Here is a 26,068-nt window from a genome sequence, read left to right on the forward strand (position 1 = left end):
TCCTCTCCCTATTTCAGCAAAAACTCATTCCCACTTTCTGCAATCACAAGAATTGTCCCCGATCCGCAGGCAACCGGCACATTCTTCGGAAATGCCTGTCCATTTTTATAGTACACGCCGTTGGAAGAATAATCTGTGACAATATAACTCCCTGTTCCTTTATCATAAGTAATTCCGCAATGCTTCCGGCTGATTTCCGGCCCTTTGATTACAATATGGGAACAGGTCTCATCCCTGCCGATTATCACTTCTCCGTCAATAGGAATCACAGTCCCTTCATATGTTCCTTTGCAGCATTCCATACTGCCGCTCTCTGGAACATTGCCAAAATCCGGCGCCCATTCTTCTGCCGGAACGGTATAACCGTCATCTCCGTTAACCGGAACATAACTCTGCGAATCTGACTGGACATTATCCTGAATGCCTGACTGCTGCCCTGCCTGTCCAACATTCTGAGCTGCCGGAGGCTGAGGATTCGCTTCATTGTATTTATGGGCCAGCGCATTCATATTTTTAATCAAAATATTTGTTGCCACAAAATGCCCCATCCCGCACAGCATAGAGCCAAAAATATTCCAAAGCAGCACGGTTGTGCCGTTTTCCTGGAAATTCATCCCATAACGGGGCGCATTTTCCGACAGCCTGTTTCCCAGACTGTATTCCCAGTAAATTGCATAAATTCCGCAGGTTACAATTGTCAGCAGGATAAAGCTGAAAAGCCCCGGCGTTTTCTTCCCGTCTCCTTCGCAAAGGGTATTGGAATCCTGCGCCATGGAATAAATAAAATACAATCCATAAATCCCGCAGGTACAGATTGACAGCAAAATATACATGCCTAAACTACGATCTTCTTTTACCATTTTTTCTCCTCCGTTCATACCATGTTCTTCAACATTTCATTTTTATATTTCTGTGCCTGATTTTCATTATTTCCTTTGCATCAAATAATGCCATAAATGCACAATCATTCCATTTTCAGGCGCAATGGAAACCACGGGATCAGAGCTGTACAGCCGTGCCAGATACACAACTGCAAAACAAGCGGCTGTCATTATCAGAAGCTCTCTTTGCGCTTTCTCCGGAACTTTTTCCCAAAACAGGAACAGCAAAACGCAAACAGGCATCAAAAAAACCAGTGGATGGTAATGATATGCTCTGCCCAATTGCAGACGCAGAATGCAAACTGCAGCCCTTGTCATTCCGCACCCGGCGCAGCTAATGCCAGTGAGCCATTTGATCGGACAGCCAATTCCTGTAACATGCAGCCAAAAGCAGACAGCCCCAAGCCCGGCTAGAATAAGCAATCGCTCCTTTAACTGTTTTACCCCATCTTTTCATTGCCTCCATCCCCTGCCGCATCAGGATATCTTTGCATGGCAAATTCTGCCGCATTCGGAAAACTCCCGTAAGACAAACTTTTCCGTCACCTCCCATCTTTCGCCACGTTCCGAAGCATCAAAGCCGTAATTACATAACATATCGCCACCATTGCCGCCAGTATTGTCCAGTTTGACAGCAGATGTTTTTTAGCAAATTCAAAGATTTCTTGGAATTCATGCTCAATTCCCGGCAATTCTTCCTGCATTTTCATTGTAAGACTGTTTAGGTCTGCAATGCTCCCAAGGCTTTCCACTGACCATTTGCTGATCGTTGCATAAGCAATCTTTTTTCCCGCCCCTTTCAATTCAAAAAGAATGCCGGAAAAAAGAAGCTGGATAATCAATACAAAAGGCGCACAGGCCATTGCTTTATCTCCGCTTTTTACAAATGCGGAGATAATAAATCCCAAAGCCATAGACGATGTGATTGTCAGCCATATTGTTACAAACATCTCTGGAAAGCTGTTTTTCATCAGGATTCCTTTCTCCGGCAAACCAATTACCGCACCAAATACCGCTACGATAATTGCCGCCTGAAGAACGCCCACAACCATCTGGACTACAAATTTCGACAAGGTGTAGGACCATAATTTCATGTTCCCCATGTATTCCCGTTTCAGCACTGCACGTTCCTTGCAAATTTCCTGGATGGAATTAAATAACCCAATCCAAATACCTGCACAACTTAATGCAAACAGAATAGATTTGGTGCTTTCATAGATCTCAAATACACGGTCATCTGCCACAATCCCAAGGAGCAGCGCAATCAAAATGGGCTGTAAAAACAGAAGAGCCAGCCTTGGCAAGTCATTTTTCATAATCTCTGCATAGCGCATGGTTAATATGAAAAACTGGCGGATCCCGGAAAACTTTCTCTTTTTGGGCGCTTCTTTTCCTTCTCCGAAACCGATTGGCTCTAAAGGTACGCATCCGGCATACTGAGCCGCCCATTCCTCGGGCTGGGCAGCCATTTCATTATAGATATCCACCAGATTATCTGTATCAAAAAACATTTTTGCTTCCTGGCATGTCCCACAGAAACAGACTCTTCCTCCCTGCCCCATAAATATCACTTTGTCACATAAATCCAGGCTTTGCGTCGTGTGGGTTACCATAACAATTGTTTTCCCCTGGGATTTTGCCAGTCGGCTTAAAGTTCCCATCAATTTCTTTTCTGTTCCAGGATCTAAGCCGGAAGTTGGTTCGTCCAGAAAAAACAGACTGGGATCCGCTAAAAGCTCCACTGCAATGCTGGCACGTTTTTTCTGTCCGCCGGAAAGTTTACGGATATATGTATTCTGGTGTTCAGACAATTCCACCATTTCCAGTACATCATGGATTCTCTTTTCAATTTCCACTTTTGAAGTATCTTTGGGCATCTTTAATTTTGCCGTATACACCAGCATACGGTTCAGCGTAAGATTTTCATAGATGATATCCTGCTGGGGAACATAGCCGATTAGGCTTTTTAAAACCGAAAAATTCTCGTCCAAATTCAATCCTGAAAAAAGGACTGTCCCCTGCCGTTTCCTGTCAAAACCGCTGATAGCATTCATCAATGTGGATTTTCCGGCGCCGGAGCCGCCCACAATCGCTACAAATTCATTGCTGTCAATATCTACGTTCACATCATGGAGAATCTGTTTCCCTTTCCCCACCACTTTATTCATATTGCGTACCCGAAGGCTTACACCCTGCTGAGAACTCTTATAATAAATTCCAGAATTGGTAAAAATCAGGATGCTGTTCAGGATGCGTATCACATCTTTGTCCCTGAGCCTGCATGTTCCATTCAGTATATTGTCATTTACAAGAACCCCATTGGCGCTCTGACAGTCGGAAACAAAATAGGCGTCCACTTTCAGCTCAATCACTGCATGTTTTCTGGAAATCCCCATATGCTGCAGCACAATATCATTTTCACTTCCGCGGCCAATGGCAATCCTTGAGGCAGGCAGCGCATATTTCTGCCATTTTCCTTCCTGCATGGATTCCGTATACAGAAGCAAAACAGAATTTCCCTGTCTTTCATCTGGAGGCTGTACCCGCAGCATATCTCCGTCTCTTAATAACACATATCCGCTGTTTTTATGTATCAAATGTTTTCCGGCAGCATTTTCCAGATAAGTTCCATTGGTACTGCCGACATCTGCAAAAAGAATTCCCTGGGACGCAATCTTAAATTTACCATGAAGCCTGGATACTGCGGGAGAAGAAATTACAATATCATTGTGCCCAGGATCTCTTCCCCAGAAAATTCGTTCTTTATGCAAATCATCCAAGGATAATTCCAATACTCTGCTTTCACCGTCCATTACGGTAAGTTTCCTGTTGAATTCTCCTGTCCTATCTTCCATCACATTTCATCCCCTGTCTGTCTATTTCAGCAGAAACTCATTTCCGCTTTTTGCGATTACAAGAACTGTACCAAAGCCGCAGACAACTGGAACATTTTTGGGAAACGCATTTCCTTCCTTGTCATAAACACCATTAGAAGAGCAATCTGTCACTGTATAAGATCCTTCCCCGTTATAACGGATCGTACAATGTTTCCTGCTGATATCCTGTCTTTTAATCACCACCTGGCAGCTTGTTTCATCTCTTCCAATAAGCAATTCTCCTTCTATTGGAATGGACGCTCCCTGATATTCTCCTTTGCATCCCACCAGATATCCGCCCTGCATCCCGGCATCCTTCGATTTCCATGCCTGGGCTGCGTCAGGCGTCAAATCGTCTACCGGCATAGTATATTCTTCTCCAGCCTGCCGACTGCCATTCTCCTCCCAGGTTCCCTGCCCGTTGTATGCTTCTGCCAGGATATTCACATCTTTGATAAAATATGCCCGATTCAACATATCCAGAAAACCAAGGAAAAAACCTGCGATGGACACCCCAGCAATAAATCCAGCATGCGCCATCAAATAGAAAGGATCTGTCCGAAGTTTATATACGAAAAACGCAGACACCCATACCGGAACGGATCCCAGCAGGGCAAATACCAGATGTGAAATTCCGGTTCCCTTCACCTGTCTCTGATAATGTCCCTCTGCTTCTTTCAGCCGTTTTCCCTGCTGGTTTGACCAAAAAATATAATAGATATTCAGGGTAACTGCCGACAACAGCATCACCAGGATATAATTCATGCTGTTCCCCAGGCCATATCTTCCACAGATAGAATTCATATCACGACAGACGCCCCAAAACAACACAAGGATATATATGAAATAAGCGACAGCAAAAACCCATGCGAAAATAAGAAACGCCAGAATATCTGTCAACATACTCTGCAGGCTTCCTCCGCCCAAACCCAAGGCAGAAACTGCCAATCCGGAACTATTCGACAACAGCCGCTTTCCAATTACAACTGCCAGTATCATAGGCAGGAAATTCATTAGGATTGTCAATGCCACATAAAGCCCAACGCTTCTGTTTGTCTTTAAATTACCCATCCCTACTCCCCGTCTTTCTTAAAATCATCCCAACTGAAATTCTCGCCGCAGCAGGGGAAAAACATCAGCCGGGTATTCCCGATGGTCAAAATATCATACTGCTTCAGCCGAACCGGATTCAGAACAACCTCATCGTTCAGATAAAACAATTCTCTGGATTCTCCGGCCTGAGCTATAAATTCCCTGCGTTTCGGCTCATAGAGAATAATGGCATGCTTTTCCCTGGAAATACTGTTATCCCCCCGCAGCGCAACATCCATGTGGGACGCTCGTCCAATAAAGTTCCTGCCGCTTTTCACCGTAAAACTACTGCCGAAATCTGTCCCTTCAATACATACCAGCCACCCGGCTACCGGATCTGTATGGTTCTGATACTGGTAAAGACTGACTGTTTTCTCTTCATCCTGTTCCATGCCTCCGGGGACAGTGATTGCCCTGCTCACTGCATCCTGCAAAGAAAGGTTCCCCGAGGGCTGTTCTGCCATCTGAGGCTGTACCGGAAAAGCCCCGGCAGCCTGCGGTTCCTGGGGAGCATACATCGGAACAGTCACAGGCTCTGTCATAGCCGTATTATAACTGCTGTCCGTCTCTGCATAAGGCATGGTTGCCTGCTGCTCTCCGCCGCCCAATGCTGCGCAGTGGGGACACATCTGAAACTTGTCACCATCATAAAAATGTCCATTCTCACATCTTTTTAAATTCATCCTTCTTTCCTCCCATTCGCTTTTTCTCTTCTTTTTTGTCCTGCAGGCTATAGCGCATTAACACTACAGAGGTATTGTCCTGACCGGACTGTTTATTTCCCAAAGCAGCCGATGTCAACACATCTGCCGTCTCCTGCATATTCCCACCAAATTCTTTTATCAGACACAAAATTTCTTCTTCCGCAAGGCTTCTGTACAGTCCGTCGCTGCTTAAAAGAACAATGTCTCCGTTTTCCAGACAAAAAGGCTGACGGTTTAAATCCATCAAAGACACATTTCCCATTCCAAGGTAGCTGATCAAAGCTTCCGCCCGGTATTCCTCTGCTGCATATTCCTCCGGCGTCAGCTCTCCCTGCTCCAATTGACGGTTCAATGTAAGCCTGTAATTATGCTCCCTGCACACAGACAGGATCTCCTCTCCGCGGATAATATAAATTTTGCTGTCTCCCACTGACAGCCAATACAGTTCATTTCCACGAATAATTGCCGCTACGATGGTAGTTCCTGCCCGAAGCCGTTCTCCTTTGTCATTTTTCTGCTGAAATACCCTCTCATCTGCTTTCAGCGCCTCTTTTTCCAAAAATTCCGGGATATCCACAATCTCTTTCCGGCCAAACCATGCATCGATCAGACTCTCTGCCGCCGCTTTACTTGCAATTTCTCCGCCGGAAAGCCCTCCCATGCCATCACAGACCAATGCAATGGCCTCTTTGCCGGATCCATATCCAAAAATTGTATCCTCCTGGCTGTGCCTGGTTCCAATAATGCTGGATGTGCCGATTTCTATTTTCATCTGCAGTTCCGCCCTGTTTTCGGGAAACAACCGAAGCGTTACAATGTCTTTTTCCATTTCAGCCATTCTTCCATCCCACCTCCAAATCACAGATATGATTTCCAAGAGAAAACTGTCCGCCGTTTGGAATAATATAAGGTTTTCCCTTTTCCAACCTTGCACCGCCGATAAATGTTCCGTTAGTAGAACAGTCAATAAGATAAAATTGCTTTTCCAGGCTATCCCAAAACAATTCACAATGCTGCTTGCTGACCTTACTGTCGTTGGTGGGAACAATATCCGCCCACCCGCCGGAACGGCCAATGACCACCTTTTTGTTCTCCGGAAGGTTCCATTCCTGTTTTCCGTTCTCTCCTGACAGTTTCAAATAAGCTGACACAGATTTTCCCATCGGCAAAGAAATGGCACGAACAAACTCCGCCGTAGACCCCGTCCTGTTTCTGCTGTTTAATACCAATGCCCGATCTACTGCTTCTGATGCTTCCAGTCCAACCTGCGGGCATATTTCCAACAACGGACGGTATTCTACTCCACCAAAACGATCCGGCGCATTAGGAACCATAATGCCTGTCACCACATAATAGAAAGTGACTGCCAAAGAATAGACATCCGTATAACTTCCTTGGCTGCTGGTACTGGAATACTGCTCCGGAGGCGCATATCCATGCTTTAAAATCACGGAAAGAGTTTGGCTCCTTTTTCCAATAATGTGTTTGGCATTGCCGAAATCAATTAGCTTAATCCTGTTATCCCCTGTCACCATAATATTGTCCGGGCTGATATCTCTGTGAAAGATTCCTGCCCTTTTGTGTACCTGATCCAGAGCCAACCCTGCACGGCAAACCATAGACATTGCATCCGGCAGCGGAATTTTTCCTCCATAAATCTTCATCAATTGCTTCAAAGTTGCGCCTTCTATATACTCCATAACAAAATAAGCCGTATTATTCAGCAGAAAGTAATCCATAATTTGTACCACTTCCGGCACATCCGTCAATTTCTTGAGAACTTCCGCTTCCTCCATAAATTGCCGTTTTCCGTGCTCAAAATCCTCTATGTTCGACTTGGAAGTCACTGTAATCTGAAACTTATCTTCTCTTCTTGTTACAACGCCTACCGGAACAAATTCCTTCACTGCACAAATGCACTGGTTTAACACATCGAATGCCTTATAGGTAATCCCAAATCCACCATTGCCCAGAATCTGCCCAATCAAATAGCGATTCGCAAGAAAAGTCCATTCCGGCAGGCGCATAGGATTCTGCTTTTCCTCTTTTCTGCTGAATCCACAGCGGGTACATGTCCCTGTACCGATATCCCCTTGAAAACAGTTTGGACATCTATACTCATCTTTCATACCTTACCACCTCACTGTCATTGCAATGTCCCCTGCCTGTATCCTGTCTCCGGATGCAAGAGGACTTGGCGCAGCAACTTGCTTTCCATTCACCAAAGTTCCATTGGTAGTATGAAGATCTTCCAAATAAAACGTGCCGTTCCTGTCAGAAATTGCAAAATGCTGACGGGACATCTTTTCGTCTTCAATAGAAACATCACAGTTTCTGGAACGCCCTACAATAATGCTCCCTGAAACATCCACCGTCAACTGCCGTCCTGCACCAGCGGCTCCCTCCAGGAAAAACTGTATCTGTCTTTTGGGAATTTGTTTCTTCAGCACCTGTACATGATGCTTTCTCTCTACATTAGATTGCAGCACTGCTTTTCCTTCTATAGTGACAATCCCCTTTTGTCTCTTCACCCTGTGCCACACAATGGCTCCGGCAATCAACAGTACCGTCAGAATAACCGTCCCTGCCACAAATGCCTGATACTTTTCCAGATAATCAGAAACACCCAATTTCCTGCCCTTTTTCACCTGGATGGCGCATCTTTTGGTTAATTCATTTTCTTCCATAGAATCGTCTGTCACTCCGCGGAACTTTATTTCGTATTTTCCATTCAGCAAATGTTCTTCAAAAGTAAGAACCGCAGAGGCTTTTTCCTTGTTATAACGCACCATATATCCATCTGTGATCCGGGAGTCCTCATACTTAATCTCATAGGCGTCCGTCTTATTTGCACCTTTTACCGGTTCGCTGAAAGTTATTTTCAGGGAGTGCTTGGAATTCTGTTTTACAGAGGCCACAGGAGCCTCTTCATCCTCCTGATAATAAGACGCAACAAAGTCCGAAGTTTTTGTCTTTCCATCAGAAAATGTAACTGCCAGAGCCTTTTTCTTATAATCCACCATATTGGTTCTTGCCTTTGCAGAAATCACAAAAGCTTCTGCAAAGGTCTGATGCAGCTTCCGCATCACAGCAACTGCGTTTTCTGCGTCAAAAACCTCCATCACCCCGCCGGACTCCCGAACAAATGCACCCATACTGTCTAAATAAATATTCTCTGTTCCCTGGTTATTTTCTTTAGCCGCCATGGCATAAAGAGGGAACATTTTTTCTTTTAACGTTGTAAGAGCCTCTTCTTTGGTGGAAGTATTTTGTGAAAAGTCTTCTCCATCAGTCAAAACTACTGCCACCTTTCGGACATTCGCCTCTTCTTTGGTATCCGCAAGCTTTGCTGTTTTGTCAATGGCTTCAAACAAGCAGGTAGTCTGATCTGTATTCTGCAATGCGTTTACTGTTCCGGAAATATCATCTGCCGCCGTCTGATTCTGAAAAACTACAGTTACTGCATCTCCAAACGTAATCAGGGAAAGCTTATCTTTTGCCCCCATATTCTGCCAAAAATCCAAAATGCTTCCTTTCATCCCTTCAAAATACTCAGGGCTGACCGAAGCTGAAATATCTAAAAGCATATAGTAATTTGTACCTGCTTCTGTCTGCGCAAAAGGAAGGGCCAGACTCACCATAAGTTCTTCTTTCCCATATGTAATGCTTACACCTTCTAAAAGCTCCTGCTGGCCTGGATAACAGAAGATGTTCATCTCAGGCATTTTTGCAACAGCGCCCTCAATCCTGACCTCCCCTATCTGGCTGTCAATATCCGCTGCCAGAATCTGCGGGCTCCACCCCAGACACAGACATGCCGCAAACACCAGTGAAAACATATGGGCTGCCATACATTTTGACCGCTTTAAGACACAAACCCTGAATGAACTTACTTCTTCTTTTCCCATTTTCTCTCTCCCTTGCAGTATGCCACAAACTCAAGCTTTGTTTCCCCTATGGCAACGGCCTGCCCATCTATAAGCTCCTGTGCCTGTTCCACCATTTCCTCCCCTGCATAAACGAGGTTTCCATCCTTGGGAAACAGGTAAAATACATTCTTCTTCTCCTCATATATGACAGAACAGTGCTCCTCTCTGGACACATGGGGATCGGTCAGTACAATATCGTTGCTGCGGCTTCTGCCAATACGGTTAAACCCTGCATACAGCGGAAAATCCCTGCCATATTCCTCGCCCTCAGTACACACCAGCCAACCTGCAATACACTTAGATACCCCCTCTTTTTCAAACAGGCTCACTGTTTTTTCTTCCTCTCTCTGTACAGATGCAGGGACTACAGTTTGCGGGGCATTGTGCTTTAAGTATTCCACTGCATAATTTTCCACCTGCCGGGCCTCCTGCGCCAAAGCCACCGTAAGGGATTCCTGCTGTCCTCCCATGCCTTCCGCCAGGCTTGCACAATGGGGGCAGCTGCCGAATTTCTCATTATCGTAATAATGCCCGTCTGGGCATTGTATAATTGCCATGTCTTTCCTCCTCTAATCTGCAAATACTGCAATTGCAGAATAATTGTCCATTCCTTTGCCCGTTCCGTTTTTCTGTACTGTTTTTTGCATCTGTTCTAACCATTCTGCCGGGGATTTTGCCCTTTTTAATGCAGCCTGCATGGGTTTTTCCTCAATCCATTCCCAAAACCCATCCGAGCAAAGTAAAAATGCCTCCTGGCCGCTGCGCTCCACCGGGGGTGAAAGCTGATATCTGGGATGATCCCACTCAGATCCCATCACCCGCAGCAGACGGTTCCTGTCTGCATGGCCCCGAATATCTTCCTCCCTGATCTCTCCGGCAGCTACCAGCATCTGGGGAACACTATGATCTAAAGTTCTTTGTTTTAGCTTCTTATTTCGGTAGAAATACAACCGGGAATCCCCGATATGTCCCCACTGCAGAATATGTTCATCTGCAAGAAGCACAACCAAAGTCGTTTTCATTTCATAGAGCCTGTTTTGCTTTTCCTGCTCTTCCATCAATAGTTTCTGGCTTTCTTCAAAACATTCTCTTAAGTATTCTTCTGATGCCTCTCCCTTCTTCTCAAAATCATTTAAAATATACTCTGCTACCATACGGGATGCTTCATCTCCTCCGCCATGTCCTCCCAAACCGTCTGCAAGAACAAAGCAAAACGCCTCACCATTCTGCCTTGCTCCTGCATAATCTTCGTTATATTCCCGTTCTCCCGGTTCTGACAAAATCTCATATGTAACCATGATTTCCTCCATTCCCAGTATCAGTCTGCAACTACGTTATTATTATCATCTTCTACAACTCCACCGTCATCTTCCAGGACTTCTCCGCCCGGTTGCGGCGCTTGCGGCTCCTGAGGCTGCTGCGGTTGTGGTTCTTGGGGCTCCTGCTGAGGTTCCTGGGGTTCTGTGGGAGATGAAGGCGTCTTATTGGAATTGCCGGAATCTGATTTCTTCGGTTCTTCTCCAAGGCTGATACTGATAGTAATTGCCGTACCTTTCCCCACTTTGGCATCTGAAGTCTGACTCTGGCTAATCACAAGCCCTTTGGACACTTTAGAACTGTACTCCTCCTGGATCTGGACGGAAAGACCTGCTTCTTCTAATTTTTTTACCGCCTCTTCCTTGGACATATATACAACTTCCGGTACCTGCACCTTCTGAGGCCCTTTACTGAGCACAAGAGTCAGCGGCTCATTGGTCCGCACCTCACTTCCCGGCTCTAAGCCCTGGCTGATTATTTTTCCCTTTTCCACTTCTGTACTGAATTCTTTCTTTACCTTTCCGAGAGAATAAGTAAATCCGGTGGATTCCTTCAATTGTGAAAGACAAGCCAACGCCTCATTTTTCGTCATTCCCCTGACATCCGGCACTGTAAGAACCGCAGTTTCCGTAGAAAGGCTGCCGAGGGAAACTGTAAGCGTAATTTCCGTCTGCACCTTAATTCTTTCTTCGGGATCAACGTTCTGAGAAATGATTCTGCCTTTTTCCACAAAATCGCTGTATTCTTCTGTTACTCCATCTGTTTTCAGCACTAAGTTCTGAGCTGCGATCAATTCTCGGGCTTCTTCATATTCCATTCCGGACAGATCCGGCATCATCACCTCCTGGCCTCCACCGCTCATAATGACATACACGGTTTCTTCCTCCGTTATTATTTCTCCGTCTTTCGGCGTCTGGTTCAATATTTTATTTTTTTCAATGCTTTCACTGTAATTCATTCCATTAATAAGCACTGTCAAGTTTTTCTCCTGTAAAACCTTCTCCGCTTCCTCATAACTCATCCCAGAGACATTGGGCACATAACATTCCCCTTCCTTTAACGCCTCCGCCCCTCCTACACTGTCAATCTGCTTTTTCGTAAAGCTGATCTTCCCTGTTGCAAGTAAAATAATACAAAAACATACCAACATGCCTGCCGCTACAGTTCCCCACCGCATCCAGGCAGGAATCTTAAAATCTTCCTGTACCGTCTTTTCCTCCTGAATGCGCTCCACTTTCTCATCACTGTCCAATTCCTTGTAAAAGGTTTCCGCATCCCTGGTTCTGAATTCTTTCCTGACATTTAAGCTGTTCATAAGGGCGGCCTCTGTATTAGGCTCAATCGTTATGCCTAAAGCAGAGGGCGGTTTCAGGTGATCCTCTACCATCCGCTCAATGGATTCTTCCGGCAGGATTCCTGTAATCATCCGGTAAAAAGTTGCGCCCATGGCATATACATCCGTCCATGGCCCCTGTTCTCCTCTGCTTCGGTACTGCTCTTCCGGCGCATATCCCGGCTTCAATACCACCGATAGGCTTCTGGACTGAGCTGCCGTTGCATACCTTGCCGCGCCGAAATCTAAAATTTTTACTTCCCCCTTGTTATTGATAAAAATATTGTCCGGCGCAATATCCCTGTGAATTATTCCTTCTTTATGCACTTCTGAAAGCCCCCGTAGCACAGCCATGGCTATCCTGCGAGCCTCATCAACAGGAATGTTCTTCTGCGTCTTTAATATTTCTTTCACGGTAACTCCCTCTAAAAACTCCATAATGATATACCCTGTGCCGTTTTCCATAAAGCAATCATAAATATCCACAATTTCCGGAATCCGATTAAATTTGGCCAACCGCTTTGCCTCGGAAATAAAGCTGTTAAGCCCCGCTTCAAACTGTACGGTAGCCTCTCCGGAAAACACTGTAAGCAGCTCTGCTCCATAACTTCTGGTAGCAAAATCACTGGGCAGATATTCCTTCACTGCCACTTTCCGTTTCAATGTGGCGTCCCATCCAATATAAGTCACTCCAAAGCCGCCATATCCCAGAACTTTTCCTATCAGATATTTTCCTCCCAGCATTTTTCCCGGCAACAGATAATAAGCCTCTTTTACATCTGTTCCCTTCTGATAGCCGCAATGCCTGCAAATCTCCTCTTCCTCCGGAATGTCCGCCATACAGCCCAAACATCTAACCATTTACTGTTTCCTCCGCTTTTCTTCCCTTTGAAATCTCTTTCTTAGCGCCCAGCTCTTCACCGCTCACTGTATCACTTACTGTTTCTTGCAGCCTCTTCCTGCAAAATTTGGCATATCCCGCCATCCCCATAAAGTTCTGCACTTTCCAAATCATATTCCTTTAAAAAATCCAGATAAGTTGTCATTTTATTTTCTTCATAATTGGCAAATACCCTTCGGTTCAGCGGAATTCCCTCTTCATTTCCCATATAAGCCGCGCTCTGCATGCCATCGCTGAACAACAGAGATAACAGGAACATTCCGGCTTCCTGCCTGGAACTGTCTCCATATTTGCTGACGCCATAGGGATGCTCCAGCGTCCCAACTAATTTTCCATCCTTTAAGATAGGAAGCACAGAAAAATCAGTGGGCGGTATTACATCTACGGTCACTTCTTTTACCCTGTCCATATCAGACAGATCCCCTGCAATTCGAGAAACAGGGGAATTCTTATCCTGAAATGCCAAAAATGCTTCCTCCGTCTCTGCATATTCCAAAATATCCTTCTGATCTGATAAAGAGTCCGCATCCAAAAACTCCGGCAAATCCGCTTCTTTTTCCTCACTGATATATGCAACTGCAATCTGCATGGCAGTGGGAAGTTCATAGGCTTTTTTTCCAAGCTCCCCAAGACACAAATAAGAGGATAATTCCATTGTATTCAGCAGCCTGGACAAATCCGTGCAGTACTCTGCCGCCTCAATGCCTTCTGTACAGAATACATCCGGCAGTTTCCCTTTCTCGGCAGCTTGCTGCAGCCTTGCGCCATACTCTTCCCTATTAACTACCCGCACCGTTACATGCAACTTGGGGCATTCTTTTTCCACACTCTCCAAAAACACCTCTGAAAGTTCTTTTCCTGTATCTGCATCTTCGGAAGAAATCCAAACCTCCATATCCTCTTCCCGTATTTTTGACACATCAATTTTTCCCCTGCCTGAAAAATACGTCTGGCTTAACAGAAAAATACTCCCTAAAACGGTAAATACAGACACTAATCCTACTGCAAATGCTTTCTTCTTCTTTTGATATTTCCGCAATTCTTCTTCCGGAAGCCCCACTTTTTTACGGCCTGTTATTGCCTCTTTCATCTGCTCCGCAGTCTGAAACCTCAATTCCGGCTTTAGCGCCAGGGCCTTCAATATAATTCGCTCTAACCGTTCTTCAATTTCAATTTCAAACTCTCCCGGCTTTTTTAATTCATCTCCAACCGATCGATCGGGAGCCTCCATAGGCTTCTCGCCGGTGACCATCTCATAAAATACCGCCCCAACTGCATAAATATCCATAAACGCACCCTGTGCATTTCTGGAGCGATACTGCTCCGGAGGCGTATATCCTGCTTTTACCACCACATCTTCTGTACGTTCTGTTTCTGTCCCCTGAAATTTAGCCGCTCCAAAATCAAAAAGCTTTATGGAATCTTCACCCAACAGAAAAATATTATCCGGACTGACATCTTTGTGGATAATGCCATGGTAATGCACTTTGGATAAAGCCTCCAAAAGCGCCAGAATATATTTCTCTGCTTCTTTTGCAGGAAACTTTCCCTTTTCTTTCAAACTTTCTTTGAGCAGAGGCGCATCCACATATTCCATAATGATATAGGCAGTCTGGTTCTCCTCAAAATAGTCAAATACATTAATAATATCTTTTTCCTTAGAAAAAATTGCCATATTCCTGGCCTCTTCCAGAAAACGCTCTAACTGACGTTTAAATTCTTTCTCTTTTTCCCCTGAAAATATGCCTACTTTTACTTCTCCTTCCCCGCGATTCACAAGCCCTGCCGGGTAGAATTCCTTGATTGCCACAACGATACTCAAAACAGTATCAAAAGCTTTGTAGGTAATTCCAAAACCTCCAAACCCAATACTTACGCCTATGATATACCTGCCCCGCAGGACAGTTCCAGGCGCAAGCTGGTAAGCCTGCGCCGCACCTGTATCTTCTTCATATCCGCAGTGGGGGCATACCCCGTAACTGCCTTTCATCTTAAAACATCGAAAACATAACTGATTTTCCATTTTTCCTCTTTCCAGCTTATAACTGTATTCCCAAACCTTTAGAATACCCGCTGTACACTTTCACTTTATCCTTGGAGTAATAGGCGCGTATCTGATAGAAATAAGTATGCCCCCTGGTATAGCTTCTGTAAGAATATGTAACTTTTCTCTTTTTTGCAGAAACTGTTTTCCATTTTTTATAGGTTCCCTTCCGATCCACTTTACGCCAAATTTCTATATGGCTTGCATTCTTTATTTTATTCCAGGAAATAGTAAATTTCTGGAAAGCCGCTACATTAGAAAATTTCATTTTAGGAGTGGACAATTTACCAAGAATTTTCTTGGACGCTGTATTGGAACTTGCTCCTACCGTCTTTCCTTTGTATGCCGCAACTTTGTAATAATAAGTCTTTTTGCTCTTTAACTTCGAATTCTTGAAAGAAGTTTTTTTCGTGGTTCCTACTTTTGTAAATTTGCCTTTTGAGGATGTGGAACGGTATACATAATATCCTGCCGCTCCGCTTACCTTGTTCCAGGACAGCTTTACGGCATTTGCAGAAGACAATTTCACAGTCAGTTTCGGAGCTGCCAGTTTCACTGTGGGATTCGTTGACGTACCGGGAGAGGAATTTCCTGGCGGCGGCGTATCTGTACCGGTATTGGTATTTGCAGTCACTTCCACAACACAGGAAGCTGTTTTTCCTCCTGCTTCTGCAGTAATGGTAGCTTTCCCTGCTGCAACCGCCGTTATAGTGGCTTTGGTTCCTCCATTGGATTCGACCTTTGCTGCTTTTACGTTATCGCTGGTCCATTTTACAGACACATTAGCGGAGGCCGGGGTTAATGCAGCGGTTACTTCGCCTTTTGCACCTGCTTTCAAGGACAGTTTATCTGGTTTTAAAGTAATGGCTGTTATCGTAGTTTGTTCCGAGTCTCCGGTCTGTTCTCCATCCCTTTTCACTGTTACGGTACATGACTCACTTGTGTTTCCTGCAGATATATAAATTGTAGCTGTGCCTTCCTTAACTGCTGTTACCGTGGCTTCTACAGAACTATATTTCACAGGATAATCATTCCCGGCTACAAGAGAACTATATTCTACTTTGGCCACATCTGAATTGCCACTCCACCAACTCACCGATGAGTTAGCAGGAGTTATAGCAGCAGTCAATTTCCGTCTGGCTCCTACGTTTAAGTCCAGATTTGTATCACTCAAAGTGATCGTTGTAGGCTCTGTAACCGTAAGGTTTGTTCTTCCGCTTGTCACCTGGTACTTTCCGCTTGTCACTACGCAATAATAACTGCCGGAATCTGCAACAGTTGCATTTTCTATGGTATAACTGGAAGAGGTTGCCCCATCTATCCTGGTTCCTTCTTCGTCCGCACTTGGGGCATGATACCATTGGCAGGTATAGCCGAATGGATGGGCGCCGGTAACTATTGCGGAAAAAGTCTCACTGCCTCCTTCCGATATGGACCAGCTCATCCCTTCCCCATGTTCAAGAGACACCCTAAGCAGCTGCCCCTCATTCTCTATCAAAGACCAGGCTGTTGATGTCTTACTAACATGCAAGACCGGTACAACAGCTAAAGCGCCGCTTGATTTATTACTCCCAAATCTGTCAACTCTTCCGGTTTTATCAACAATTGCTGCATATGAGCTGCTCCCACCAGGAGAACGCAGCCAGCACCTGCTGTTTCCGGCATCTGCTCCCATATGGCATGCATAACTGCTGGATTGGATCTCTCGGCTGGATGTTGCAGAACTGTCCCCTCTGAATCCATTTACAGAAGTTTCTGCTTCCTGAATGGACAGCAAATATACGTTATCTTCCGTGCTGTTCCCTCCTCCTGTAGAATAACTTGGATTTGCTTCGTTCTGCACCGTCTTATTTATAATGGCACTCTTTTCCGTATCACTAAAAGCTGCGTTATAGAATGTATCATTCAGCCAACTGCGCAGCAAAGAATTCTCCCAATCATACGAAGTATTAGACGAGTTATCATAGTATTTGGCATCCAAAGCCTCGTTGGACATCAAAAACAATTCAGAATCATCTGCCCTCAATATTTTCCAGATAATCGGCTCCCATTTGAAATAAGAGTAATTATTATCGCTTTTTTCCACCCTGCGATATCTATTTTCACCTATTTGGACATCACCACTTTCCGTATAACTGGCATTTTCTAGCTGTACATACAATGCCCTGTCACTTTCAGCATCTATCTCTGTCTGCGGATAACTGCCTAAAGAAACATAATTCCATGTTGTGTCATCTGTACTGGAATTGTATACCGGGTTAAGTGTATTTGCGCTTTCCTCTTTCAGTTGGATTACTGGAAGCACTGCGCCATATGTTTTTCCGAAATCCCAGGTTTCAATTTTACCCTCCTTTGTCACCCTCTCTCCAGCAGAATACGAGTTGTAGTCATATTCTGGACGCAGCCACCACCAGCAATTTCCTTCATAACCGCTTTGTGCATCAACAAAAGCTCCTCTTGCATTGGCATAAGCGCTTGCCTTCATCCGCCTGCTCTGAGAATCTTTTGTAGAAACATCTGAAAATCCATATTCCGTAGATACCGCCTTATCCTTAGTAAGCAAATATACCTTGTCGCCTGTACTTCCTTGTAGTTTGCCCCGTTCGTTTGCATTAAATGCTGTAGTGTAAAATGTATTATTCAGCCAGTTATGGAGCGTTGAATATCTCCATGAAACCGCACTGCTTTCTTCTTCATACTTCTTACAATCAAGTCCCTGGTCTGCTATCACAGTAAGTATTCCGCTTTCATCTTGGTTTAGAACACGCCATTTTATCTTTTCCCATTTGAAATAGCGGTAATCCCCTTCTCCAAAATAATCACTGTTATCCGTATCGGTTCTGCTAAGTCTGCGATACTTGACTCCATCTACCCATGCATCTCCTGCTTTGTCATAGATTGCCTGGATAATTTCATCCGTCAGCGCTTCTCCTGTTACTTCCGACTGGGGATAACTTCCAAAAGAAACATAATTCCACGTTGTCGTATCACTTTCTGTATCATATACTGGATTTCGTGCACTTGTAGCATCTGTTCCTCGCGCATCCGTTTCAGCAAATGCCATTGCCTCCTGTGCCGTAACAAACATCACTGTTGCAAGCAGCATAGAAAGCAATTTTTTCCCTATTCCTGCTCTTCTCTCCACCCTGATTCTCCTTTCTATAAATTGAATATCTTTCCTCCATCAATTCCCGCTTTACATAATCGAAAAAATTGCAATACAGTTTAATTTCTATCCAGTATAAACCACCTCTTTAAAAAGCTTTTCTGACGGAAATTTTTTCAGACATTTTATCCATCCACTTTTTCCTGTAGATAGATTTTTGACTTTCAAAGAAAAATTTCCCGATTTCACATAGGCTCCTATTACCATGATTCTTTGACCACTTTTTAGTGTATAGAGCACTTTTTTCTTGTTTGGACTGTCATATATTTTTATATTTTTTGAAGCAGTCATCGTTGTGAAAGGCGCCTTTACAGCAGAAGTCTGGCTGCTTGTTCTTTTTAAGGAACCATTTTTATACTCAAAACGGTAATTGCAGGACATTCCTCCCACTGTATAACTCATTAACCAGAAATCAATTTCCAAAGCATTTCCTTTTGCCCTTATTCCAGAACTATGTACAGAATAACCATATCTATGTTTTTTACCAAAAAAATTCTTACAGTCAATTACCTGCTTTAACTTACCTGATTCGTATTGGAAAACTCCGCATACGGGACCTTCCTCGTCTTCTTCTACCAGCCAAAAATACAGAAAAGGCTTTCCATTCTCCAATATATACAGTTTTGCCGTAACATCGTTCACATTTTTATACGCAGCCTGCCTTTTTCCATTGATAATAATAGCAACTGTCCGATATGTGTCATCTGACATTTTAATTTTTATACTGTCTTTTTTCCCATTTCCTGTCAGGTCATAGTTTTTGTAAACTTTATTTGGCTGCAGATCTATCTCCTTAGAATTTGCAGCATCCGCCGTTCCTCCCAAGAATAACCATATGCTGAATAACATCATAAAAGCCAAAAAATATTCACTCATTCTTTTCATTTTCATAAACCATCCTTCCCTTCATAGCTTCAACTCCTTTCTTCTTTTACTAAAGTTAGTGATACTTTTTTCATGGAGTTTCTTTCTCAACCATTTTCCAGCTGATATCCTGTATGATTTTTCTGGCTGTTTCACATACTATCAATACCCCAAATCATCTATCGCTGAACTGCAGGTTCTACGCAATCTTCCCAAAATCCCCTGAATTCATCCTCTTTCCAAATTCCCACCCCTAATCCTGACCCCTTTCCTGAAAAAACCTCTCTACTTTCTCCACCTGCCTTTTCTTCAATTCCAGCGAAGAATGCACATAGGTATTCAGCGTAATGCCCACATTGGAATGCCCCAGTATTTCACTTAAGGTTTTAATATCCATCCCGCCCTCCACGCATCTGGTGGCAAATGTATGCCGCAGCGCATGAAAATTAACCTCCGTCACCCGGCTGGCAGAAAGTTCTCTGTGATAGCGGTACTCAAACGTCCTTGGATTCGTAAAACTTTTACAATCCGAGACAATATAATCGGAATCCGAATTCTCACGGACTTGCAGCAGCGCATCCATCAGCGCGTCAGAAATAGGAACCACCCGGATGGATGACATAGTTTTAGGCAGTTCGATGATCCATCTGCATTTGCCCTGATCATCACTAATCCTTGAAACAGTATGATTGACGCAGAGCAGACGGTTGTCGGAATCCACATCTTCCCAGCGGAGGGCGCAGATTTCTCCCACCCGCAGTCCAGCCCCCAAAGCAATCAAAATGCCCAGGCTGGTAACATTCAAATGCTCCTGGCAGTATTGCCTTAAATGGTTATATTCTCTGTGGCTGAGGGTGGAAACCTTTGGTTGTTTTACTGCAGGTTTAAAAATTTCTGTTTTTAGGGGACTGCAGAATTCCTCGGCTGCAGCGTAATTAAAAGCAGCGTTTAAAATTAATGCCATTGTACGCACATAAGCAGGAGATAATGGCTTTCCTCCCTCAAGTCCGCCTTGCTGCAGTTTATTTCCTAAAAATTCGTTTATTTCCGAAACATTCACATTTCTCACCTGCATACTTCCAATTCCCGGCGCCAAATGTCTGCCAATGATATATTTGTACTTGGAATAGGTTGACTGCTTATAACGCATTTTGTGATTCTGCAACCATTGTTCCAGCAATTCTTTCAAGGACATGCCTGCTGCCTTAAAGCATTCCCTTTTTACCTCCAACTGCTGCCGTTTCTGTTTTTCTTTTACCTCTGCATAAGATTTTCCATAAACGGAATGGTAGACTGCTTTGCCATTTTCATCCCTCTCTGCAATATAGCGGGCTTCCCAGCGTCCGTCTTTGCGTTTCCTTATGTTTTCTCCTCTTTTCGGCATAAATTTCTCCCTTCTGCTTTCCTGTTGTGACCCGGTTTTCGACCCCTTTCATTTTAAATTGCAGTTCTGTTTTCGTCCTGGAAAGTTCACAAAAAGCTGCCTGTTTTTTCTCAATTCCATTTGAGCAACAAATTTAAGCTGTCCTGAGTTCTCTATCACATTCCTTACTGCCTAGGAATGCATAGAATTGTGAAAAACTTTCGGAATAATAAAAAAAACTTGTCAAAAATGCCGAAAGACTATATTGACAAGACGTTTTTTGTCACTTATAATTTAAGTGTTCCTATTGCGTAGAACCTGCAGTTCTGCGCATTTTTTCATTTATAATTTTTCTATTTTTTTATCCCATTCGAATTGTTTTCAGCTCTATCACAGAGAATATTGCCGTCAAAAGATTTGGACGCACTGATTGCCGCTGCCTAAAAATTTGCTGATAAATTATAATTTATGGCAAACAAAAAGGATGCAAATCCCCAGACCAATTTCTGGTTGATTTGCATCCTGTATGTCCTTATTTTTCTAAAATCAGATTAGATATAGCCAGCATAACGGGAACTTCCCTGTACATCATATGCTCCGGCAGCTGTATAACCATTGGCAGCATTGGCTTGCGTCGTCATATAAAAATCCACCAGTGAAGCGTTGGTGGCAACAGAAGAACCATAGTCTTTGAAGAATTTCTGAACCTTGGACATATCTGCTTTCTTAAATGTGTCCTCATCAATCTTCAATCTGCCTTTTGTATCCAAGCTGATTCCAAACTGTTTCAGCACATCCGCATTGCGGGCTGTTTTTGTTTTGATCTGAGACAGATTCGATAATACGCCGGAATTTGTGCTGGATTCTGCTTTATCAAACATACCGTTGTAATTGTTAACAAAGCTCTTTGCCGCTGCAAAAATTTTGTCAATGTCGTATGTCTCGTTCCCATCCTTATCTTTTATCTTTTCATATAACTTGTCAGAAGCGAGCGTTTCGCTGTCCGCCTTAAGGGAAGCTGCGCTGGAACCTGTCGCATTGTTTGTCCCTGTACTATCTGTATCATCTGTCTTGTCGGTACTATCTGTCTTGTTTGTAGTAGTATTGGCAACATTTGCAAACTGAACACGCGACGAAATCTTAGAGCCATAACTCATAAGATCATTACTGGAAAACAGCTCCTGTACTTTCGAAACATCTGCTTCCTTCAGCTTGCCTTCATTCAGCTGAAGGGTTCCATTGGCATTAATCGTAATGCCAAGCTCTGAAAGCTTATCCGCATTGGCAGAGGTGCTGTTCATCATATTGGCTACATACGCTGTCTTGCCCGCCAGCGTGGATTTTTTTGCCGCAGTTACAACGCTGTTATAATCCTCCACAAAATTTTTCATTGCAGAGACTACCTTGTCTGACGCGCTCTGACCGTTATCCGTATTCGTATAAGTTGAATCATTCTGCAATGCCGACAAAGAACTCTTCAAATTCGAAAGCCCCGTGGTCAGATTGGAATTTGCTTCCTGCGCCTGTTTTGAAATTGTCGGATTCTTTTTCTCTTCCAGTATTTTATCAAGAGTATATTTTGAACTGTTGCTCTTGCTCTTGCTGCTGGCTGTTGTGCTTGAACTCTGCTCTGTACTGTAATAAGCTTTTAAAAGCTTGCCATAACTGCCGCTCTTAATGCTGGCGTAATCTGAGAGAAAATTCTGATTTCCCGTTCCGCTGCTGCCTGAAAGGCTCTGGAACAACTGTGAATAACCCTGACTCATACATCATCACTCCTTTGAAAAAAATATATACTTCCATGTGGTTATGCCTGATATATTCGATATATCCTACAAAATCTTTAGTTATGGCTATTATAACACACGAATTTCAGGATTGCAAGATAACTGCCCCTTATGTTTCCAGTTTTATCCACAATTTTCGGCTCTTGTCCCATATACCCGTGAGCCAAATTAATTCTTGAAAATCTGGGCAACTTGTTTTATAATGGTAAAAATCTTCAACAGGAAGCTTCAAATATGAAAAAACTAAATTTAATATGGATGATTCTTCTGTGTTTCCTTTTAACGGCGTGCGGCAGCGAATTCGCCAAACGAGAATATAATTCTGATGAAAAGATATCCCAAAAAGCAGACCGCTATGCCAAAGAAATTTCTGTCGGCAATTTCACAGATCAGGAATATTCTCTTACCATCTCTAAGTTTAACGGCCGCGAAACAATATGGAACGAAACATTTGCAGAAAATCAGAATATGGAGATAGACCTTTCTTTTTGCCTTTCAAAAGGCCAGGCGAAAATAGTGCATATTGATAATGATAACCATGTTACAACATTGCTTGAATGTTCCCCTGAAACTTCGACAGATGGATTTATAACCAAAACCGTATCCTTACAGAAAGGACAGAATCGCCTGAAAATTGTCGGCTACGATTGTGAAGATATTGATTTAAAGATACAATACTGACCGGCAACATTTTCCTCTCCTGGTACCAGGTCATAACGGCTCATCATGGTAATCTCTTCCATCAATGGGGAACCGCCGCCATGTAATCCGGATTGCGCATGATGTATTTGTTGCGCAGCTCTGCCGCCTCAGGCGCAAAGAAGCTTTCCTCGTCTTTAAAATCGCCGCCGTCGCGGGCAGAGACTTTTTGCTCATATCATTCCATCCGTTGATTTCTTTCCTTTCATCTGGATTCCTCGACTTCAAACTGGTTTATTTTTCCTAATTCTCACACTTCGTCTTCCACTTCAAACTAGTTCATCATTTTGTACATTGCAACAATGCGTTTGTTCCGTTTCTTAAATGTAAGTGTCCACATCCGCAGGATATTTGCCCAGCATGCCTTCTCCTGCCCGAACCCCAGTTTTGCCTTCTGCAATCAGTTTCTCTCCGAGTCCGTTTGTATATTTCAGCACATTTTCTGCGTCCTGAGGAGAAACCCAGCCCTGCTCCACCATATAGTAAAGTTCCCGGCAGATAACAGTCGCCAAGGCTTCTCCTTCTGTTCTTCTTACATCCATGGTACTTCTGTCCTCTTTTTTTCAATAATGCAAATTTTCTATATTGACACATTCACGATAACATGGTAAGATTAATTCACTAAATTTTAGAGCACTTTGTACAAATCGCAGGAAATTTTCTTATTATTTTTTGTGCTATTTGCAGTACTTCTTTGCGGGGATATTACGGAGCGATTGTAATTTTGCATATATTGCAGTCAAACAGCATAAAGACAGACACAATTTTCCGGCAGGTACAGTGCTTTCCAATTAAGGAGGAGGAAACCATGAAAAAGAAAACTCTGAAGAAATTTATCGCACTTACTCTGAGTATGGCAACCGCTCTGTCCGTTGCAGCATGCGGCAGCTCTCCCTCATCATCTGAGACAACTAACAAACAGGATGCGGAAACAGAGAATACGGATGACACTAACACGGATGATACGGAAGAAGCAAGCGGCGATAAAATCGAACTCAGCATTATTGCTGCTCAGTACGGCCAGAACACCGCAGACTGGTGGAAAACTTTTGAAAGTGATTTTGAAAAAGACAATGAAGGAATTGACATCAATGTAGAAGTTATTTCCTGGAATGATATCTCTACCACAGTAAATACACGTGTGGCAAACAACCAGGCTCCTGATATCCTGAACATTGACGTGTTCGCAGATTACCAGGCAGACGATCTGCTTCTGCCGGCACAGGATTATGTTTCGGAAGAGACCTACGGCAAAATGTATGAAGCATTTTTAGAGCAGTCCAATGTGGACGGAACCATATGGGCAATTCCAGACCTGGCTTCCGCACGTGCAATGTACTACAACAAAGATATCCTGGAAGGCGCCGGCATTGAAGCTCCTCCCACCACATGGGATGAACTGACCGAGGCCTGCAAGAAGATTAAAGAGAAATATCCCGATGTTTATCCATGGGGCATTGATATGACAACCGACGAAGGCCAGGCTGCATTCGCTTATTATATCTGGAACAACGGCGGCGATTTTACAGACGCTGACGGCAACTGGACACTGAACAGCCCGGAAAACGTAGCTGCAATTGAATATGCAATCGGCTTAATCAACGATGGCTACACCAACACCGACCCTGCCAATGAGACTCGTTACGACCTGCAGGATATGTTCGGAACCGGCAAAGTTGCCATGATGATTGCTCCCAACAGTCTTCCTACCTATGTGAAAGACGGCGGCAACGAAGTAAACTACGGCATGGCTCCAATCCCCAACAACAACGGCACTTCTGTATCTGCCGGCGTTATGGACCGTTTCATGTGCTTTGACAACGAATACTCTGACGAAGAGCTGGAAGCAATCAAAACATTCTTCGATTACTTCTATGAGGATGAGCGTTATTCTGCATGGGTTGAGATGGAAGGCTTCTTACCGGCAACCAAGACCGGCGGCGAGACACTTGCAGCAAAAGATGAATCCATGGCTGAATGGATTGACATCGTAGGAAGCTGTAAATTCTATCCCACTGCCAAGGCTGAATGGGCAGATGTAAAACAGGGCGTTATCAGTGCGGAACAGAACGCATTATTAGGTGAAAGCGTTCAGGAACAGCTTGACAACTTACAGGCAGAGATTGCTCCATAACATCTGTCTTATGACGCAGCACATAAGCCCCGCTTAAGACAAAACAGGAGACCGGGCTTTTGCCCGGTCTCTTTTATCATAATTAATGAGGTGTTCCTGTGAAAAAATTTATTCAAAAAATAGAACCTTATATCTGGATTCTGCCCAGCGTTCTGCTGATGTTTGTGTTTATCCTGATCCCTATTGTATTCGTATTTAGGATGGCGTTAAGCAAAGTCAGCAGAGCAGGACTGATTAAAGGATTTACCGGATTTGCCAATTTCTCCAAGATTCTGTCCACTCCTACTTTTTCCATGGTTTTGAAAAATACATTTGTGTGGACAGTGGCAGTGGTGGGACTTTCCACCCTCCTTGGATTTATTCTGGCTCTTTTATTAAATAACGCATTTAAAGGACGTAAAGTTGCCCGCGCTATCGTGGTATTTCCCTGGGCAACCACACTGGTCGTACAGGCCAGCATCTGGAAATTTATCATTGATACGGACTACGGCACATTAAATACCCTGCTGATGAAGCTTGGCGTCATTGACCATGCAGTCAACTGGACTCCCAGCGCCGGAGCCTGGTTTGCATGGGAAATTGCCTGCGGTATCTTTGTAACAATTCCTTTTGTTACATTTACTGTCCTTTCCGGATTACAGTCCATTGACAGCAGCTACTACGAAGCTGCAACTGTTGACGGAGCCAACTACTGGCAGAAATTATTCAAAATTACGATCCCGCTGGTTAGTTCCTCTCTCACCGTCAGCACCGTATTAAATATTATTTATGTATTTAATTCTTTCCCGATTATCTGGAATATGACAAAGGGAGATCCCGGCAACCGGACTGACACCCTTGTAACCTACCTGTATAAGCTTGCGTTCTATAATGGCAAACAGGGAGAAGCTGCAGCGGTTTCCGTGGTTGGATTCCTGATACTGTTAGCCTGCGCAACCGTTTACATGGTTGCAACCTTAAGAAAGGGGGATGAATAAC

Annotated in this window: 21 protein-coding genes; 3 read left to right on the forward strand and 18 right to left on the reverse strand. The window is 43.9% G+C overall.

The genetic code is table 11. The features are described 5' to 3' along the window. Window positions 1-8: 8 nt before the first annotated feature. From E5329_RS02680 to E5329_RS02755, 16 genes are all read right to left on the reverse strand, one after another. Window positions 9-860: a DUF4234 domain-containing protein gene (locus E5329_RS02680; RefSeq protein ID WP_275442940.1), complete on the reverse strand. Its 852-nt coding sequence runs from the start codon at window positions 858-860 to the stop codon at window positions 9-11. 66 nt (window positions 861-926) lie between these two features. Next, window positions 927-1,304, reverse strand: a complete 378-nt coding sequence (locus tag E5329_RS02685; RefSeq protein ID WP_135988048.1) for a DUF2752 domain-containing protein — start codon at window positions 1,302-1,304, stop codon at window positions 927-929. Between the two features lie 119 nt (window positions 1,305-1,423). Next, entirely contained in the window at window positions 1,424-3,736 is a 2,313-nt protein-coding gene (locus E5329_RS02690; protein ID WP_135988049.1) for an ATP-binding cassette domain-containing protein, read from the reverse strand. A 21-nt stretch (window positions 3,737-3,757) separates the two neighbouring features. Beyond that, window positions 3,758-4,828 (reverse strand): FHA domain-containing protein, encoded by a 1,071-nt coding sequence (locus tag E5329_RS02695; protein WP_135988050.1) that lies wholly within the window; start codon window positions 4,826-4,828, stop codon window positions 3,758-3,760. A 2-nt stretch (window positions 4,829-4,830) separates the two neighbouring features. After that, window positions 4,831-5,532: an FHA domain-containing protein gene (locus E5329_RS02700; RefSeq protein WP_135988051.1), complete on the reverse strand. Its 702-nt coding sequence runs from the start codon at window positions 5,530-5,532 to the stop codon at window positions 4,831-4,833. Beyond that, window positions 5,513-6,391, reverse strand: coding sequence for a PP2C family protein-serine/threonine phosphatase (locus E5329_RS02705; RefSeq protein ID WP_135988052.1), 879 nt, complete (start codon window positions 6,389-6,391; stop codon window positions 5,513-5,515). Before E5329_RS02705 ends, E5329_RS02700 begins: the two co-directional genes overlap by 20 nt. Beyond that, window positions 6,384-7,682, reverse strand: coding sequence for an FHA domain-containing serine/threonine-protein kinase (locus E5329_RS02710; RefSeq protein WP_135988053.1), 1,299 nt, complete (start codon window positions 7,680-7,682; stop codon window positions 6,384-6,386). Before E5329_RS02710 ends, E5329_RS02705 begins: the two co-directional genes overlap by 8 nt. A 3-nt stretch (window positions 7,683-7,685) precedes the next feature. Next, window positions 7,686-9,461 (reverse strand): FHA domain-containing protein, encoded by a 1,776-nt coding sequence (locus E5329_RS02715; protein ID WP_135988054.1) that lies wholly within the window; start codon window positions 9,459-9,461, stop codon window positions 7,686-7,688. Next, window positions 9,443-10,039 (reverse strand): FHA domain-containing protein, encoded by a 597-nt coding sequence (locus tag E5329_RS02720; RefSeq protein WP_135988055.1) that lies wholly within the window; start codon window positions 10,037-10,039, stop codon window positions 9,443-9,445. Before E5329_RS02720 ends, E5329_RS02715 begins: the two co-directional genes overlap by 19 nt. A 12-nt stretch (window positions 10,040-10,051) precedes the next feature. Then, window positions 10,052-10,780 carry a PP2C family protein-serine/threonine phosphatase gene (locus E5329_RS02725; protein ID WP_135988056.1) on the reverse strand — a complete coding sequence of 243 codons (729 nt, stop codon included), beginning with the start codon at window positions 10,778-10,780 and terminating at the stop codon, window positions 10,052-10,054. Between the two features lie 20 nt (window positions 10,781-10,800). Continuing rightward, window positions 10,801-12,993 carry a PASTA domain-containing protein gene (locus E5329_RS02730; protein ID WP_135988057.1) on the reverse strand — a complete coding sequence of 731 codons (2,193 nt, stop codon included), beginning with the start codon at window positions 12,991-12,993 and terminating at the stop codon, window positions 10,801-10,803. Window positions 12,994-13,064: 71 nt separating this feature from the next. Then, window positions 13,065-15,056 carry a serine/threonine-protein kinase gene (locus tag E5329_RS02735; protein WP_135988058.1) on the reverse strand — a complete coding sequence of 664 codons (1,992 nt, stop codon included), beginning with the start codon at window positions 15,054-15,056 and terminating at the stop codon, window positions 13,065-13,067. Between the two features lie 16 nt (window positions 15,057-15,072). Then, the gene (locus E5329_RS02740) at window positions 15,073-18,222 is read right to left on the reverse strand and encodes a DUF6273 domain-containing protein (RefSeq protein WP_135988059.1); all 3,150 of its coding nucleotides are present in this window, start codon (window positions 18,220-18,222) and stop codon (window positions 15,073-15,075) included. A gap of 87 nt (window positions 18,223-18,309) precedes the next feature. Beyond that, window positions 18,310-18,855: a hypothetical protein gene (locus E5329_RS02745; protein WP_135988060.1), complete on the reverse strand. Its 546-nt coding sequence runs from the start codon at window positions 18,853-18,855 to the stop codon at window positions 18,310-18,312. A gap of 505 nt (window positions 18,856-19,360) precedes the next feature. Beyond that, window positions 19,361-20,491: a tyrosine-type recombinase/integrase gene (locus E5329_RS02750; protein WP_135988061.1), complete on the reverse strand. Its 1,131-nt coding sequence runs from the start codon at window positions 20,489-20,491 to the stop codon at window positions 19,361-19,363. A gap of 530 nt (window positions 20,492-21,021) precedes the next feature. Beyond that, window positions 21,022-22,236, reverse strand: coding sequence for a hypothetical protein (locus tag E5329_RS02755; protein WP_135988062.1), 1,215 nt, complete (start codon window positions 22,234-22,236; stop codon window positions 21,022-21,024). 255 nt (window positions 22,237-22,491) lie between these two features. Here E5329_RS02755 and E5329_RS02760 point away from each other — a divergent pair, with 255 nt between their 5' ends. Continuing rightward, window positions 22,492-22,938, forward strand: a complete 447-nt coding sequence (locus E5329_RS02760; protein WP_135988063.1) for a hypothetical protein — start codon at window positions 22,492-22,494, stop codon at window positions 22,936-22,938. 30 nt (window positions 22,939-22,968) lie between these two features. On the opposite strand, the gene E5329_RS29600 is transcribed toward E5329_RS02760, so the two are convergent. Then, window positions 22,969-23,133, reverse strand: coding sequence for a hypothetical protein (locus E5329_RS29600; RefSeq protein ID WP_168356492.1), 165 nt, complete (start codon window positions 23,131-23,133; stop codon window positions 22,969-22,971). A gap of 143 nt (window positions 23,134-23,276) precedes the next feature. Next, window positions 23,277-23,498, reverse strand: coding sequence for a hypothetical protein (locus E5329_RS02765; RefSeq protein ID WP_275442942.1), 222 nt, complete (start codon window positions 23,496-23,498; stop codon window positions 23,277-23,279). Window positions 23,499-23,764: 266 nt separating this feature from the next. On the opposite strand from E5329_RS02765, the gene E5329_RS02770 reads away from it, so the two are divergent. Both E5329_RS02770 and E5329_RS02775 read left to right on the forward strand, forming a co-directional pair. Then, on the forward strand, window positions 23,765-25,090 hold the full coding sequence (locus E5329_RS02770) for an ABC transporter substrate-binding protein (RefSeq protein ID WP_275442943.1): 1,326 nt from the start codon (window positions 23,765-23,767) through the stop codon (window positions 25,088-25,090). A 98-nt stretch (window positions 25,091-25,188) separates the two neighbouring features. Further along, complete coding sequence (locus E5329_RS02775) at window positions 25,189-26,067, forward strand: carbohydrate ABC transporter permease (RefSeq protein ID WP_275442945.1); 879 nt, start codon at window positions 25,189-25,191, stop codon at window positions 26,065-26,067. Window position 26,068: the final 1 nt, after the last annotated feature.

It is taken from the genome of Petralouisia muris (assembly GCF_004793545.1).
GTDB classification, from domain to species: Bacteria; Bacillota; Clostridia; order Lachnospirales; family Lachnospiraceae; genus Petralouisia; species Petralouisia muris.

Excerpts from the sequence above, each read along its gene's own strand:
- E5329_RS02760 (WP_135988063.1), top strand. The coding sequence starts at position 22,492 with ATGAAAAAACTAAATTTAATATGGATGATTCTTCTGTGTTTCCTTTTA.
- E5329_RS02735 (WP_135988058.1), bottom strand. The coding sequence starts at position 15,056 with ATGGAAAATCAGTTATGTTTTCGATGTTTTAAGATGAAAGGCAGTTAC.
- E5329_RS02705 (WP_135988052.1), bottom strand. The coding sequence starts at position 6,391 with ATGGCTGAAATGGAAAAAGACATTGTAACGCTTCGGTTGTTTCCCGAA.
- E5329_RS02765 (WP_275442942.1), bottom strand. The coding sequence starts at position 23,498 with ATGGATGTAAGAAGAACAGAAGGAGAAGCCTTGGCGACTGTTATCTGC.
- E5329_RS02680 (WP_275442940.1), bottom strand. The coding sequence starts at position 860 with ATGGTAAAAGAAGATCGTAGTTTAGGCATGTATATTTTGCTGTCAATC.
- E5329_RS02750 (WP_135988061.1), bottom strand. The coding sequence starts at position 20,491 with ATGCCGAAAAGAGGAGAAAACATAAGGAAACGCAAAGACGGACGCTGG.
- E5329_RS02725 (WP_135988056.1), bottom strand. The coding sequence starts at position 10,780 with ATGGTTACATATGAGATTTTGTCAGAACCGGGAGAACGGGAATATAAC.
- E5329_RS02690 (WP_135988049.1), bottom strand. The coding sequence starts at position 3,736 with ATGGAAGATAGGACAGGAGAATTCAACAGGAAACTTACCGTAATGGAC.
- E5329_RS02730 (WP_135988057.1), bottom strand. The coding sequence starts at position 12,993 with ATGGTTAGATGTTTGGGCTGTATGGCGGACATTCCGGAGGAAGAGGAG.
- E5329_RS02695 (WP_135988050.1), bottom strand. The coding sequence starts at position 4,828 with ATGGGTAATTTAAAGACAAACAGAAGCGTTGGGCTTTATGTGGCATTG.
- E5329_RS02770 (WP_275442943.1), top strand. The coding sequence starts at position 23,765 with ATGAAAAAGAAAACTCTGAAGAAATTTATCGCACTTACTCTGAGTATG.
- E5329_RS02715 (WP_135988054.1), bottom strand. The coding sequence starts at position 9,461 with ATGGGAAAAGAAGAAGTAAGTTCATTCAGGGTTTGTGTCTTAAAGCGG.
- E5329_RS02755 (WP_135988062.1), bottom strand. The coding sequence starts at position 22,236 with ATGAGTCAGGGTTATTCACAGTTGTTCCAGAGCCTTTCAGGCAGCAGC.
- E5329_RS02710 (WP_135988053.1), bottom strand. The coding sequence starts at position 7,682 with ATGAAAGATGAGTATAGATGTCCAAACTGTTTTCAAGGGGATATCGGT.
- E5329_RS29600 (WP_168356492.1), bottom strand. The coding sequence starts at position 23,133 with ATGAGCAAAAAGTCTCTGCCCGCGACGGCGGCGATTTTAAAGACGAGG.
- E5329_RS02700 (WP_135988051.1), bottom strand. The coding sequence starts at position 5,532 with ATGAATTTAAAAAGATGTGAGAATGGACATTTTTATGATGGTGACAAG.
- E5329_RS02720 (WP_135988055.1), bottom strand. The coding sequence starts at position 10,039 with ATGGCAATTATACAATGCCCAGACGGGCATTATTACGATAATGAGAAA.